The sequence below is a fragment of the Rathayibacter sp. Leaf296 genome (assembly GCF_001423045.1).
Lineage (GTDB): Bacteria > Actinomycetota > Actinomycetes > Actinomycetales > Microbacteriaceae > Rathayibacter > Rathayibacter caricis.
In genome coordinates, this window is the sequence record NZ_LMNR01000002.1 from 592,259 (window position 1) to 605,742 (window position 13,484).

Here is a 13,484-nt window from a genome sequence, read left to right on the forward strand (position 1 = left end):
CAGGCCCCCCTCTCAGGAGACTCGAATGCGCATCACGACCCCTCGCCGCAGGACCACCTCTGCCGGCATCCTCACCCTCGCTGCCGCCACCGCGCTCGCCCTCACCGGCTGCTCGGGCTCGGACTCGAACACGAGCGCGGCGACGGAGCAGTGCCCGGACGGCGTCACCACGCTCGACGTCCTCCGCGCCGCGACCCAGGTCCCCACCGACGAGCAGCTCTCGGCGTACTCGGACTCCGTCGACGGCTGCGTGGAGTTCGCCGTCAACGAAGTCCCGTTCGGTCAACTGGACGCGAAGATCAACGTCCTCGCCTCCTCGAGCAACGTTCCCGACATCATCGGCTTCGACTCGCCGAGCATGACCGACTACGCCTCGAAGGGCCTCCTGCTGCCCCTGGACGAATACGTCTCGGCCGAGTGGAAGGAGAACGCCCTTCCCGCGACGCTCAAGGCCGACACCTACGACGGCAAGCTCTACGCGGCCGACGTCCAGCAGGACGCCCTGAGCCTCTACTTCAACAAGGACCTCACCGACGCCGCCGGGATCACCGTCCCCACGACGCTCGGCGAGGCGTGGACGTGGGAGGAGGCCCGGGAGGCGATGCTGGCCTGCCAGCAGGGCACCCCGGGCGACCCGTCGATCTACGGACTCGCACCGACCCAGCTCGGCGACGGCACACCAGGGAACGTCTACGCGGATCTCCTGATCCTCCGCAGCGCGGGGGACCCGACCGCAGACGAGTCGTCCTCGGCCTACAAGACCTACGCCGCACTGTCCCCGGACGGCACGAGCGTCGACGGCTACCTCAACAGCCCGGAAGCGATCGAGGCTGCCACCTTCTTCCAGTCGCTGTTCAACGGCGACGAGGCCGTGTCGAGCAAGACGGGTCGGCCGAACGCGTTCATCGACGGCAAGGCGTGCTTCGACCTCTTCCCCAGCGCGCAGACCGCGGCCCTCACGGACGCGGACTTCGAGTGGGGGAACTCGCCCATGCCCTACATCACGACCCCCATCATCCACACCGGAGCCGTCACGATCGGCGCCACCGCCGCGACGACGACCCCGGAGATCGCCGGGAAGGTCGTCGCCGCGCTCAGCGAGAGCTCCATGGCCACCGAGTACACCACCGCCAACGGCCGACTCCCCGCTCTCACCGACGTCGCCGCCGACAACGCCCAGTACCAGGAGGCGCCCTACGACATGCTCTTCGAGGAGCTGCAGCAGTGGGGAGAGCCGCGTCCCCTCACGCCTGCCTTCGGTCAGTACAACACCATCGTCGCCACCGCGCTCAAGAACATCGCCTACGGCTCCGATGCCCGGACCCAGCTGGATCAGGCCGTCGACCAACTCGACCCGATCCTCGCCCGATAGGACACCCGGTGTCCACCGCATCCCTCCGCACACGAGGGCGGAGCAGGCCGAACCCGTCGCGGCGCAACCTCCTCGCCGCCTCGGCCTTCCTGGCCCCGTTCCTGATCCTGCTCATCGTCTTCCAGTACGTGCCGCTGGGGATCATGCTCCGCGACAGCTTCTTCAGCTACACGCTGATCTCGCCCGGGGTGAAGGAGTTCGTCGGTCTCGACAACTTCGTCTCCGTCTTCACCGATCCCTCGACACTGCAGTCGCTGGGGGTGACACTGCTCTTCGCCCTCGGCGTCGGCGTGCTCACCGTACCGCTGGCTTTCCTGCTCGGGCTCTACCTCAACACTCGACTGCCGGCGCGGCCCCTGATCCGCACGATGATCTTCCTCCCGGTCGTCACGTCGTCGGTCGTGGTCGCCACTCTGTGGACGTTCCTGCTCAATCAGAACGGGCTGGTCAACTCCGCGCTGCACGTGGTCGGGATCGAGTCGCAGCCCTTCCTGACGAGCGGCCAGCAGGCACTGCCTGCCCTGATCGTCATGACGGTGTGGCAGCAGGTGGGTCTCGCCGCGGTCCTCTACCTCGGGGGTCTGCAGTCCCTTCCCGGCGAGGTGATGGAGGCGGCGGGGATCGACGGGGCGACCGGATTCCAGCGCCTTCTCTACATCACGGTCCCGCTGATGTCCCGCACGACGGTGCTCGTGGTCGTGGTCGTCACGGTCTTCGCGCTGCAGTCCTTCGCACCGGCGTACATCATGACCCAGGGCGCGCCGGAGGGGACCACGAACACCCTCGTCTACCAGATCTACAAGATGGCCTTCAACCTCCAGCAGCCCGGTTTCGCCTCGGCGGTCTCGCTGATCCTCCTGCTCATCGCGATCACGATCGCGCTCGTGCAGAACCGGCTCCTCAAGACCCGATGGGACTACTGACGTGACCACGACGCAGCACCTCCGCACTCCCGCTCGGCCACCGGCGCTGCGCACCGTCGAGAAGCGCCGCTCCAGCGCTCACTGGCCGCGCGTCCTCGGGTCGGCGCTGGTCATCCTCGTCATCGTCGCGGTGTTCCTCGGGCCGTTCCTCTGGATGGTGGTCTCGGGTCTGAAGACGCAGAACAGCATCTTCAGCGATGTCGCCCCGATCAGCTGGCGCACTTTCGTTCCGGTGGAGCCCACCTGGGCGAACGTCCGCGACCTGTTCGTGGTCCGCGGAGTCGGTCAGGCGCTCGTGAACTCGTTCATCGTGGCGTCGATCCAGGTCGTCGGGTCCCTCATCGTCTGCACGCTCGCGGCCTATGCGCTGACCCGGATCCCGTTCCGCGGCCGCGGCGTCGTCTTCGCGATCATCCTCGCGACCTTCATGCTGCCGAGCGAGGCCCTCGTGGTGCCGCTGTTCCAGCTGATCTCCGGCCTCGGCATGCAGGACACCCTCCTCGGAGTCGCGATCCCCTGGGTCGCGAGCGCGTTCGGTCTGTTCCTGCTTAGGCAGGCGTTCGAAGGCGTGCCGTTCGAGCTGGACGAGGCCGCCCGCCTGGACGGCGCCGGGCACTTCCGGACCTTCTTCTCGGTGATCCTCCCCGTCGTGCGAGCCGACCTCGTCACGTTCGTGCTGATGATCTTCCTGTTCTCCTGGAACGGGTTCCTGTGGCCGCTCGTCGCGATCCAGAGCACGGACAAGCAGCTCGTGCAGGTCGTCATCGCGCAGTCCGTCTCCCCCGGAGACCTGCCCAACTGGGGCCTCTCCTTCGCCGGGGCCTCCATCGCGACGATCCCCCTGATCATCCTCTTCCTCGTCCTCCAGCGACTCTTCATCCCGGGCCTCGCACGCACGGGCATGAAATAGCAGATCCCCACCATGAAAGGCAGGCACACCATGCCCAGCAAGATCATCCTCGACGTCGACCCCGGCCACGACGACGCGATCGCCATCCTGCTCGCGCAGGGCAATCCCGAGATCGACCTCATCGCCATCACCGCCGTCGCCGGCAACCAGGTGCTCGAGAAGGTCGTCTACAACACGCAGCGCGTGGCGACCCTCGTCGGGGCCACCGGTATCCCGATCGCCGCCGGTGCCGAATTCCCCCTGGTGCGCGAGCAGATCACCGACGCCGACACCATCGCCGGATCCGTCCACGGGACGAGCGGCCTCGACGGTCCGGCCCTGCCGGAGCCGGCCATGGCCCTCGATCCGCGGCATGCGGCGCAGCTGATCGTGGACCTCGTGATGCAGCACGGGCCGAAGGAGATCACCCTCGTCCCCACCGGTCCGCTGACCAACATCGCCCTGGCGATGAGGCTCGAGCCGAAGATCATCGACCGTGTCGCCGAGGTCGTCCTCATGGGCGGCGGCTACAGCGTGGGCAACGTCACGCCGTCCGCTGAGTTCAACATCATCGCGGACGCGGAGGCCGCCGCTGCGGTCTTCGACGCGGCGTGGACGGTGACGATGGTCGGTCTCGACCTGACCCACCAGGCGCTGGCGACCCCCGAGGTCGTCGAGCGGATCCGCAGCATCGGCACTCCCCTGTCCCAGGTCGTCGTCGACTGGCTCGCCTTCTTCGGCGGCAACTACGACTCGGTGTGGAAGATGCCGCACGCGCCGGTGCACGACCCCTGCGCCGTCGCCCGCGTGATCTCGCACGACATCGTGCACGCTGAAGAGGCGTTCATCACCGTCGAGACCAAGGGTCAGTGGACCTACGGCGAGACGGTGACCGACTTCCTCGGCGCACTCGGGAAGCCGAAGACCAACCTCGCCGCCACGAAGCTCGACTTCGACGGCTTCTGGGACCTCGTCGTCGACGCGATCGAACGCCTCAGCGCCGACGAGCGATGAGCGTCGGCAGCACAGGAACCCTCACCCCGTCGGAAGGGACAGCACGATGAGGATCGAAGGACGGGTCGCCGTCGTCACCGGCGCGGCCTCGGGGATCGGACGGGCGATCGCGGTCAGACTCGCCGCCGAGGGCGCCCGGGTCGTGGTCAGCGACATCCGCGAGGAGCCGATCTGGAACGGAGCGGAGGCCGCTCCGACGGCCGCTGTGATCACGGAGGCCGGAGGGACCGCGGTGTACCAGCGGGCAGACGTCTCCCGCGCGGAGGACGTCGACGCTCTCGTGCGCCGCGCCATCGACGAGTTCGGCCGGCTGGACGTGATGGTGAACAACGCCGGGCTGGTGTTCTCCGACTCGGTGCTCGACACGACCGAGGAGGACTGGGACCGGCTGATGGCGGTGAACCTCCGGGGTCAGTTCCTGTGCTGCCGAGCCGCCGTCGGCGCGATGATGGCGCAGGACCCTGTGGCGGAGATTCGGGGCCGCATCGTCAACATCACGTCGCAGCAGGGCTTCATGGGGCCGCCCGACTACTTCGCGTACGCGGTGAGCAAGGGCGGCATGGTCCAGATGACCCGCCAGCTCGCTGTCGACTACGGGAAGCACGGCATCCTCGTCAACGGCATCGCACCCGGCCGCATCATCACCGGCACGCATCCGGGCGAGATCGACATGAGCGATCCGGTGCTGGAGTACTCCCGCTCCCGCACGCCCTTCTACCGGCTGGGACGGCCGGAGGACATCGCGGGTGCCGCCCTCTTCCTGTCCTCCGACGACTGCACCTTCATCAGCGGTCACAACCTCCTCGTCGACGGCGGATGGATGGCCTCGTGATGATCGGGAATCCGGCCCTGCGGCCCGCGCGGGACCTCGTCGGGTACGGCGCCTCCTCGCCTCAGGTGACCTGGCCCGGCGGGGCCAACGTCGCGGTGAACATCGTCGTCAACTACGAGGAGGGCTCGGAGTACAGCTGGGCCCTCGGAGACGCGGAGAACGACGTACTCGGCGACTCCGGGTACCGGTTCCCCGCCGGCATCCGCGATCTCGCCCAGGAGTCGATGTACGAGTACGGCAGTCGCGTCGGGGTCTGGCGCCTCCTGCGGCTGTTCCGCGACAGGGACGTCCCCGTGACGTTCTTCGGCTGCGCGGTCGCCTTCGAGCAGAACCCCGAGGTCGCCCGGGTCGCGCGGGCCGAGGGCCACGATCTCGTCTCGCACGGCTGGCGGTGGGAGGAGCACTGGCGTCTGAGCCGCGACGAGGAGCGGGAGCACATCCGCCTCGCCGTCGAGTCGTTCGAGCGAACGTGGGGCGAGCGGCCGCGCGGCTGGTACTGCCGCTACGGACCGAGCGTCCACACCCGCGAGCTCGTCGTGGAGGAGGGCGGCTTCGCGTTCGACTGCGACGCGTACAACGACGATCTCCCCTACTTCACCGAGGTCGGCGGCACGCAGCACCTCGTGATCCCGTACTCGCAGACCTACAACGACTCGCAGGGGTCGAAGAACCCCGCCGAGTTCTTCGACTACATCACTCGCGCCTTCGACGAGCTCTGGGAGGAGGGCGCCGCGGGGGCGCCGAAGATGATGTCGATCGGGCTGCATCCCCGCCTCGCAGGCCAGGCCGCGCGCACGAACGCGCTGCGACGCTTCCTCGACCACGCCCAGCAGCGTGGCGGGGTCTGGTTCGCCCGCCGAGGCGACATCGCCGACTGGTGGACGGAGCACCACGAGTCGTTCCCGCGGCTGAACGACTTCGGTGCGCCGTGAGCGCCGTCGCCTCACAGCCGGCCGCGGACGCCCGACGGTCCCGGCTCAGGGACCTGATGACCGCCCACGACCTCGACGCGCTCCTGGTCTTCGGCGCGGAGCCGCTCGGCGGCTACGGCGATTTCCTCGTCGCCACCGGGCTGCTCCCGCCGGGCAAAGGCGCCCTGTCGGTCGTCCGACGGACCGGCCGGCCGGTCGTCGTCACGACCTCGGAGCAGGACGCGCGCGTCCTGCGGGCCGCGGACCGTGCAGGCGGCTACAGGATCGTCTCCGCCGGCGTGGACCCGCTGCCGACGATCGTGGTCTCCGAGCTCCTCTCCGTTCCCGTGGGTCGTGTCGCCGTGCTCGGAGACCGGGCGGCGCACCGCCTGGTCTCCGAGGTGACCGCCGCGCTCCCGCCCGACCTGAGTGTCGTCGACGGCCCGGACCTGCGGTCGCTGCGACGAGTGCTCGGTCCGCCGGACGAGCTCGCCCTGGACGAGGCCGCCGCCCGGGTCCGCGACGGGCTCCTCGCAGCTCGCGACGCCGCACGGCCCGGCGCGACGGAGCGGGGGGTCGCGGCAGCCGCGCACGCGGCGCTCGTCGCCGCAGGAGCCGTGACCGTCATCGTGCAGGTGGAGGCCAACGGCTTCCACGCTCGGCATCCGACCGGCACCGTCCTCGCCGAGGGGGACGTCGTCACCGTCTTCGTGGAGGCCGCCGGCATCGACGGCTGGTGGATCGAGGCCGGAGGTCCGTTGGCGATCGGAGCAGTACCCGTCGAGCTGCGTCGAGCGATGTCCGAGATCACCGACGCCGCAGCGCGACCACCCGAGGTCAGGGCAGGAGGCCGGCTGGCGGACACCGCACGACGACTGGCAGAGGCCACGACGCACCTCGGCCCGCCGAGCATCGGCATCGGTCACCTCAGCGGCATCGACGAGGTGGCCGAGGCGCTCCGACCCGACTCCGAGGCCGCCTTCGCCGTGGGAGACCTGCTCTGCGTCCACCCGTCCGCACAGCTGCCCGGAGGGATCACCGTCGCCGCCGCGAGCACCGCCCTCGTCACCGAGGAGGGCGCGCGGGCACTCGTCGACGTGCCGGCCCTGCTGCACACCACCCCATCGGTCTCACCCCCGTCACCCCCCGAGAGGACACCCCATGTCGCCTGATCGCGTCGCCGTCATCACCGGAGCCGCCAGCGGGATCGGCCGGCAGCTCGCCGTCGCCTACGCCGAGCACGGCGTCCGCAGCGTCATCGGCACGTTTCCCGGAGATCCCCACGATCCGCACGAGACCCTGCGTCTGGTCGAAGCCGCCGGCGGAGAGGCCGTCGTCCACGAGGTGGACGTCCGGGACGCCGAGAGTGTCGACGGACTCGCCCAGCGCGCCGTCGACGAGTGGGGCCGCCTCGACATCGCCGTGGCCAACGCGGGCATCGTGCGCCTGCACCGCCTCGAGGACCTCACGGACAAGGCCTGGAACGATCTCCTGTCGGTGGATCTCACCGGTGTCGTCCGGCTGTTCCGCAGCGCCGCTGGCCGGATGCCCGACGGTGGTGCTCTGGCCGCCGTGTCGTCCATCTCCGGCGGCGTGTACGGCTGGGCGGACCACGCGCACTACTCCGCGGCCAAGGCCGGCGTGCTCGGGCTGGTGCGAGGCCTCGCCGTCGAGCTCGCGGGGCGCGGCATCCGCGTCAACGCGGTGATCCCCGGAGTGATCCAGAGCCCGCAGACCGAGGACGCGGCGAACTCCTTCGGCCCTGACGGGCTCGCCCGAGCCGGACAGAGGATCCCCGCCGGCCGAGTCGGACAGCCCCGCGAGGTCGCGAACGTGCTGCGCTTCCTCACCTCGCCGGAGGCGTCGTACGTCACCGGCCAGCACGTCACCGTCGACGGCGGACTGACCGTCCGCATGCCCATCGACTGACCCGTCGTCGCCGATCCCGAGGCCGACGTCGAGAGAGGACGCTTCCCCATGACACCGACCGATGAACGACGAGAGCCCGCGAGGAGTCTCCTGTGCACCTGACGCCCTCCGAGACGGAGAAGCTCCTGCTCGCCGTGGCAGGGATGATCGCGCGCGACCGGCTCGGACGAGGGGTGCGCCTCAACTACCCCGAGACCGTCGCCTACCTCTCCACCTGGGTCGTCGAGCAGGCGCGCGACGGAGCCGATGTCGCCACGCTGATGCGCGAGGGCAGGCGGGTCCTCACGAGCGACCAGGTCCTCCCCGACGTCGTCGCGATGCTCACCGAGGTCCAGGTCGAGGCGACCTTCCCCGACGGGCGCAAGCTCGTCACCGTGCACCACCCCGTCCAGGAGGCGACACCATGACCGAACTGCGCACGAACGGGCCCGGTGCCTTCCGCATCAGACCCGGGGACATCGAGCTGAATGCCGGCAGATCGAGTGAGGAGCGCGCGCGCATGGTGTTCCTCAACGTCGGCGACCGACCCGTCCAGATCGGCTCGCACCTCCACCTGCCGGATGCCAACGAGAGCCTGGAGTTCGACCGCCTCCGCGCTCACGGCTTCCGCCTCGACATCCCCTCCGGAACCTCCCAGCGCTTCGAGCCCGGTGCGTCACGGTTGCTCGACATCGTCGCACTCCGAGGCGCGAGGCAGGTCCCCGGCCTGCAGCGCCGCAACCTGGCTCACCCCGGCCTCGACGACGGAGCGGTCTGATGCGCATCGACCGCACCCGCTATGCGGCGCTCTTCGGACCCACCGCCGGCGATCAGATCCGGCTTGGAGACACCGACCTCTGGATCGAGATCGAGGAGGACCGCACCGTCGGCGGAGAGGAGGCGGTCTTCGGCGGCGGCAAGTCGATCCGCGAGTCGATGGCGCAGTCCACTCGGACCCGGCGCGAGGGTGCCCTCGACACGGTCATCACCAACGCCGTCGTCCTCGACTGGTGGGGCGTCGTCCGAGCCGACGTGGGCATCCGGGACGGCCGGATCGTCGCACTCGGCCGCTCCGGCAACCCGGACATCGCCGACGGCGTCCACCCCGGGCTCGTGATCGGACCCTCCACCGACGTCGTCTCCGGTGAGGGACGCATCCTCACCGCGGGCGGCATCGACTCCCACGTGCACCTGCTCTCCCCCTCGCAGATCGACGAAGCGGCCGCCACGGGCATCACCACCGTCGTCGGCGGCGGCACAGGGCCCTCCGAGGGCTCGAAGGCGACCACCGTGACGCCGGGCGCCTGGCACCTCGCGGGCATGCACCGCGCGCTGGACTCCTCGCCCGTGAACGTGCTGCTGCTCGGCAAAGGCAACACCGTCTCGTCCGAAGCCCTCGCGGAGCAGGCCCTCGCGGGCGCCGCGGGGTACAAGATCCACGAGGACTGGGGAGCGACCCCCGCGGCCATCGACGCCGCCCTCACCGCCGCCGGGGAGTGGGGACTCCAGGTGGCGCTGCACTCCGACTCGCTGAACGAGACCGGGTACGTGCAGTCGACCATCGACGCGATCGGCGGTCGCGGGATCCACGCGTTCCACGTCGAAGGAGCCGGAGGCGGGCACGCTCCCGACATCCTCTCGATCGCCGGACTGCCGAACGTCATCCCCGGCTCCACGAACCCGACGCTCCCCCACACCGTGAACACCGTCGCGGAGCATCTGGACATGCTGATGGTCTGCCACCATCTGAACCCCTCCGTGCCGGAGGATCTCGCCTTCGCCGAATCCCGCATCCGCGCGACGACGATCGCTGCCGAGGACATCCTCCACGACCTCGGTGCGCTGTCGATCACCTCCTCGGACGCGCAGGCGATGGGCCGCATCGGCGAGGTCATCACTCGCACCTGGCAGGTGGCGCACGTGATGAAGCACCGGCGCGGGCGCCTCTCCGAGACGCTGCCCGCCGACAACGAGCGGGCTCGGCGCTACGTCGCGAAGTACACGATCAATCCGGCCATCGGCCACGGCATCGACCACGAGGTCGGCTCCGTCGAACCGGGCAAGCTCGCCGACCTGGTCCTCTGGGATCCGCGGTTCTTCGGCGTCCGGCCGGATGCCGTCATCAAGGGCGGCGCCGTGGTCTGGGCGGCGCTCGGCGACCCCAACGCCTCGATCCCGACGCCACAGCCCGTCCTGATGCGCCCCGCGTTCCGCCACGCGACCGCGGCCGATCTCTCGGTCTCCTTCGTCGCCCCTGCCGCGCTCGCCGGCGGGCTCGCCGAGGAGCTGGGACTCCGGCGCCGCCTCGCACCTGTCCGAGACACCAGGGGCGTGACCAAGCGCGACCTCCGCAACAACGACGCCCTGCCGCAGATCGACATCGACCCGGAGACCTTCGCCATCACGATCGACGGTGAGCCGGTCGTGCCCGCGCCCGCCGAGCGTCTCCCGCTCGCGCAGCTGTACACCCTCTTCTGATGACGATCGTGAGCGATGCGCAGAGGTCGTCCTCCGCCGTGATGGCGATGCTGTTCGCCGATTCCCGTCTCCCCACGGGCGGCCACACGCAGTCGGCCGGTCTCGAACCCGCACTCCTGGGCGGACTGGCGCCAGAGGACGTCCCCGAGTGGATCGCGGTGCGACTGCGGACGACGGCGCTGACCGACGCCGGAGCCGCGGTCGTCAGCCGGCACCTCAGCCTCCTGGGCGCCGACGCCGCCGCGCTCCAGCGGGTCGTCGGCGCCTGGGCGGCCCGCACACCGAGCGCGGCCCAGCGCGCGGCCTCCCGCACCCTCGGCCGCGGCGTTCAACGGCTCGCTCTGAGCATCTGGGGCGAGCACGCGGCGGTCCTGACCTGCCGCCGGCTGAGCTCACCGCCGCGCTGCGTCGTCCTGGGAGCGGTCGCCGCCGCCACCGGGATGGCGGCCGAGGATCTGGCCCGCGTGATCGTCTACGACGAAGCGCAATCGGCGGCGACGGCGATGGTGAAGCTGCATCCCACGGACCCGGTCGACGCTGTGCGCTGGGTCCTCGCCGCCGTCACCGCGGTGCTTCCACTGGTCGCGGACGTCGCCGACCTGACCGACCCCGAGGGCATCCCCGCCCTCGGCGGACCGCTGAACGAGGCGTGGGCCGAAGCGCACGCCTCCCGATCGCAGAGGTTGTTCCATGCCTGACACCACCATCCGAGCACTCCGACTCGGCGTCGCCGGCCCCGTCGGGGTCGGGAAGTCCTCCCTGATCGCCACCGCGTGCCGCGCCCTCGCCGACGACATCCGGCTCGGGGTGATCACGAACGACATCTACACCGACGAGGACGCGCGGATGCTGCGATCAGCGGGCGTCCTCGACCCCGACCGCATCCGTGCCGTGGAGACGGGAGCGTGCCCGCACACGGCGATCCGTGACGACGTGACCGCCAACCTGCTCGCGGTCGAGGACCTCGAGCAGGACTTCGCACCGCTGGACGTGGTGATCATCGAGTCCGGGGGCGACAACCTCACTGCCACTTTCTCCCCGGCTCTGGCCGACGCCCAGATCTTCGTACTGGATGTCGCCGGCGGCGGGGACGTCGCCCGGAAGGGAGGGCCCGGTATCGGACGGGCGGACCTGCTCGTGGTCAACAAGACCGACCTCGCGCCCTACGTCGGCGTCGACGTGCCGCAGATGCTCGCCGATGCAGCGGTCGCCCGCGACGGTCGGGCGGTGCTCGCACTCTCCCGCACCGACGACGAGTCGATCGCGCTGCTCAAGGAGTGGATCCTGTCGGTCCTGGAGGCTCACCGGAACGGCTCGCACCGGCCGCAGGATCCCGGCCCGATGGCTCCCCACTTCCACGCCGACGAGACCGGCGGCTTCCAGCACGTCCACGACGAGCCGCATCCGCACACGCCGTGACGATCACGCGCATCGCCCTCCGGAAGACCCGCGGCTCCGTGCACGTCGTCGCCGAGCAGGGTCTCCTCTCTCCGCGGATCGTGAGTCGGACGGCGACGGGAGCGCACGTGGCTCTCGTCGCGAACGGCGCGCTGCTCCTCGGCGGGGATCGGGTCGACATCGTCGTGGACGTCGGTCCCGGATGCGCTCTGGAGCTCTCCGACATCGGCGGCACGGTCACCTACGACGGACGCGGTGCCACCTCGACGTGGAACGTCGATCTCGCGATCGGCGTCGGCGGGCGGCTCCGGTGGCACACCCTTCCGTTCGTCGTCGCCGACGGTGCCGACGTCGTCCGGCGCTGTCACGCCCGCATGGAGGCGGGAGCCGGCCTGAGTCTCCGCGACACCCTCGTGCTCGGGCGCAGCGGCGAGCGCGGCGGCCGGATGCGGACGACGACGATCATCGAGGACCCGGCGGGGCCCGTCCTGCACGAGACCCTCGCGGTGGACGGTCGCTCGCCGGAGCCGGGAGTGCTGGGCCGGCACCGGGTGCTGGACACGGTGACGCTGCTCGGCCGGCCCGCCCCGGAGTGGCCGGAGGCACGGCCGGAGAACGCGACGCGGACGACCCTCGACACCGGCGGTGCCGTCTTCCGCGCCTTCGGCGCGAGCACGCACGATGCGGACCTCGCGGACGTCTGGGACACCACCGCGTCCGGCGAGCTGTCCGCGCAGGAACGGAGGAGCGCATGACGCGACGATCCGATCCCGTTTCCTGGGCCACCATCGCCGGCCTGCATCTCGTCGGCTGGGGGACGATCGCGGCGACTCTCGGTCTGTCCGGTGACGCAGCGCCGCACGGCATCACCGTCGGCACCGCCCTGATCGCCTATCTCCTGGGGGTGCGGCACGCGTTCGATCCCGATCACATCGCGGCCATCGACAACACCACGCGCCGGTTCACCTCGACGGGACGCCCCGCCCATCGGGTGGGGCTCTGGTTCTCCCTGGGGCACTCCACCGTCGTCGCCTTCCTCTGCCTCCTCCTCGTCCTGGGCATCGACGGACTCGGCGCCGATCTCGCCGATGAGGGCTCCGCACTGCAGACCGTCACCGGAGTCGCGGGGCCCGTGGTCTCCAGCGTGTTCCTGGTCCTGATAGCGGTCGTCAACCTGCGATCTCTCCGGGAGAGGCGCCCCGCGTCCGGCGGACCGGTCATGCTCCTCCTGCGCCGGCTCCACGTGACGGTCGACCGCCCCGGTCGGATGTACACCGTGGGGTTGCTGTTCGGGCTCGGTTTCGACACGGCCACGGAGATCGGACTGCTCGCTCTCGCCGGATCCTCCGCCGCGACCACCAGCACCCCCTGGTGGGTCACGCTCTCGCTGCCGATCGTCTTCGCCTCCGGGATGTCGCTCTTCGACACGCTGCAGGGAGCCGTCGCCGCCCGCGCCTACAGCGGTGCGGAGCAGGTGCAGCGCCGCGCTCGCGGATACCGGATCGTCATCACCATCGGCTCGGCGATCGTCGCCTTCGTGATCGCCGGCGCGCAACTGGCGGACCTGCTGTTGGAGTGGTACCCCTCGTCGGGTCCGCTCCTGCGACCGATCACCGGCATCGACATCGGCTCTCTCGGCGTCCTCCTGACGATCGCGCTGGTGATCCTGTGGGGCGTCCTCGCCGCGCGACGGCGCCGGTGGCGCCACGACTCGCCCGCCGCTCCTCCGGGAGGGATCTGACCGCCGGTCGTCGGATGC

At 70.3% G+C, this 13,484-nt stretch carries 15 protein-coding genes; all 15 read left to right on the forward strand.

Annotated elements, in window-relative coordinates:
* Positions 1-25: 25 nt before the first annotated feature.
* Complete coding sequence (locus ASF46_RS12960; protein ID WP_056867963.1) at positions 26-1,372, forward strand: ABC transporter substrate-binding protein; 1,347 nt, start codon at positions 26-28, stop codon at positions 1,370-1,372.
* 8 nt (positions 1,373-1,380) lie between these two features.
* On the forward strand, positions 1,381-2,295 hold the full coding sequence (locus ASF46_RS12965) for a carbohydrate ABC transporter permease (protein WP_056867964.1): 915 nt from the start codon (positions 1,381-1,383) through the stop codon (positions 2,293-2,295).
* Between the two features lies 1 nt (position 2,296).
* Positions 2,297-3,205 carry a carbohydrate ABC transporter permease gene (locus ASF46_RS12970; RefSeq protein WP_056867965.1) on the forward strand — a complete coding sequence of 303 codons (909 nt, stop codon included), beginning with the start codon at positions 2,297-2,299 and terminating at the stop codon, positions 3,203-3,205.
* A 30-nt stretch (positions 3,206-3,235) separates the two neighbouring features.
* Positions 3,236-4,198, forward strand: coding sequence for a nucleoside hydrolase (locus tag ASF46_RS12975; protein ID WP_056867966.1), 963 nt, complete (start codon positions 3,236-3,238; stop codon positions 4,196-4,198).
* Positions 4,199-4,244: 46 nt separating this feature from the next.
* Entirely contained in the window at positions 4,245-5,030 is a 786-nt protein-coding gene (locus ASF46_RS12980) for an SDR family NAD(P)-dependent oxidoreductase (protein ID WP_056867967.1), read from the forward strand.
* Complete coding sequence (locus ASF46_RS12985; protein ID WP_056867968.1) at positions 5,030-5,962, forward strand: polysaccharide deacetylase family protein; 933 nt, start codon at positions 5,030-5,032, stop codon at positions 5,960-5,962. The genes ASF46_RS12980 and ASF46_RS12985 overlap by 1 nt, the downstream gene beginning before the upstream one ends.
* 56 nt (positions 5,963-6,018) lie before the next feature.
* Positions 6,019-7,113 (forward strand): M24 family metallopeptidase, encoded by a 1,095-nt coding sequence (locus tag ASF46_RS12990; RefSeq protein ID WP_056867969.1) that lies wholly within the window; start codon positions 6,019-6,021, stop codon positions 7,111-7,113.
* Positions 7,103-7,870 carry an SDR family NAD(P)-dependent oxidoreductase gene (locus tag ASF46_RS12995; RefSeq protein WP_056867970.1) on the forward strand — a complete coding sequence of 256 codons (768 nt, stop codon included), beginning with the start codon at positions 7,103-7,105 and terminating at the stop codon, positions 7,868-7,870. The genes ASF46_RS12990 and ASF46_RS12995 overlap by 11 nt, the downstream gene beginning before the upstream one ends.
* 92 nt (positions 7,871-7,962) lie before the next feature.
* Positions 7,963-8,277 (forward strand): urease subunit gamma, encoded by a 315-nt coding sequence (locus ASF46_RS13000; protein ID WP_056867971.1) that lies wholly within the window; start codon positions 7,963-7,965, stop codon positions 8,275-8,277.
* The gene (gene ureB, locus ASF46_RS13005; protein WP_056867972.1) at positions 8,274-8,627 is read left to right on the forward strand and encodes an urease subunit beta; all 354 of its coding nucleotides are present in this window, start codon (positions 8,274-8,276) and stop codon (positions 8,625-8,627) included. The genes ASF46_RS13000 and ureB overlap by 4 nt, the downstream gene beginning before the upstream one ends.
* A complete protein-coding gene (locus tag ASF46_RS13010; protein WP_056867973.1) occupies positions 8,627-10,327 on the forward strand; it encodes an urease subunit alpha in 1,701 nt (566 codons plus the stop codon). Before ureB ends, ASF46_RS13010 begins: the two co-directional genes overlap by 1 nt.
* Positions 10,327-11,025, forward strand: a complete 699-nt coding sequence (locus tag ASF46_RS13015; protein ID WP_056867974.1) for an urease accessory protein UreF — start codon at positions 10,327-10,329, stop codon at positions 11,023-11,025. The genes ASF46_RS13010 and ASF46_RS13015 overlap by 1 nt, the downstream gene beginning before the upstream one ends.
* A complete protein-coding gene (gene ureG, locus ASF46_RS13020) occupies positions 11,018-11,746 on the forward strand; it encodes an urease accessory protein UreG (protein ID WP_056867975.1) in 729 nt (242 codons plus the stop codon). The genes ASF46_RS13015 and ureG overlap by 8 nt, the downstream gene beginning before the upstream one ends.
* Positions 11,743-12,480 (forward strand): urease accessory protein UreD, encoded by a 738-nt coding sequence (locus ASF46_RS13025; protein ID WP_056867976.1) that lies wholly within the window; start codon positions 11,743-11,745, stop codon positions 12,478-12,480. The genes ureG and ASF46_RS13025 overlap by 4 nt, the downstream gene beginning before the upstream one ends.
* Positions 12,477-13,466 carry a HoxN/HupN/NixA family nickel/cobalt transporter gene (locus tag ASF46_RS13030; RefSeq protein WP_056867977.1) on the forward strand — a complete coding sequence of 330 codons (990 nt, stop codon included), beginning with the start codon at positions 12,477-12,479 and terminating at the stop codon, positions 13,464-13,466. Before ASF46_RS13025 ends, ASF46_RS13030 begins: the two co-directional genes overlap by 4 nt.
* Positions 13,467-13,484 lie beyond the last annotated feature (18 nt).

Bases quoted from the DNA above. Each gene is read 5' to 3' on its own strand.
- ASF46_RS12960 (WP_056867963.1), top strand. From the start codon at position 26: ATGCGCATCACGACCCCTCGCCGCAGGACCACCTCTGCCGGCATCCTC.
- ASF46_RS12975 (WP_056867966.1), top strand. From the start codon at position 3,236: ATGCCCAGCAAGATCATCCTCGACGTCGACCCCGGCCACGACGACGCG.
- ASF46_RS12980 (WP_056867967.1), top strand. From the start codon at position 4,245: ATGAGGATCGAAGGACGGGTCGCCGTCGTCACCGGCGCGGCCTCGGGG.
- ASF46_RS12985 (WP_056867968.1), top strand. From the start codon at position 5,030: ATGATCGGGAATCCGGCCCTGCGGCCCGCGCGGGACCTCGTCGGGTAC.
- ASF46_RS12990 (WP_056867969.1), top strand. From the start codon at position 6,019: ATGACCGCCCACGACCTCGACGCGCTCCTGGTCTTCGGCGCGGAGCCG.
- ASF46_RS12995 (WP_056867970.1), top strand. From the start codon at position 7,103: ATGTCGCCTGATCGCGTCGCCGTCATCACCGGAGCCGCCAGCGGGATC.
- ureB (WP_056867972.1), top strand. From the start codon at position 8,274: ATGACCGAACTGCGCACGAACGGGCCCGGTGCCTTCCGCATCAGACCC.
- ASF46_RS13010 (WP_056867973.1), top strand. From the start codon at position 8,627: ATGCGCATCGACCGCACCCGCTATGCGGCGCTCTTCGGACCCACCGCC.
- ASF46_RS13015 (WP_056867974.1), top strand. From the start codon at position 10,327: ATGACGATCGTGAGCGATGCGCAGAGGTCGTCCTCCGCCGTGATGGCG.
- ureG (WP_056867975.1), top strand. From the start codon at position 11,018: ATGCCTGACACCACCATCCGAGCACTCCGACTCGGCGTCGCCGGCCCC.
- ASF46_RS13030 (WP_056867977.1), top strand. From the start codon at position 12,477: ATGACGCGACGATCCGATCCCGTTTCCTGGGCCACCATCGCCGGCCTG.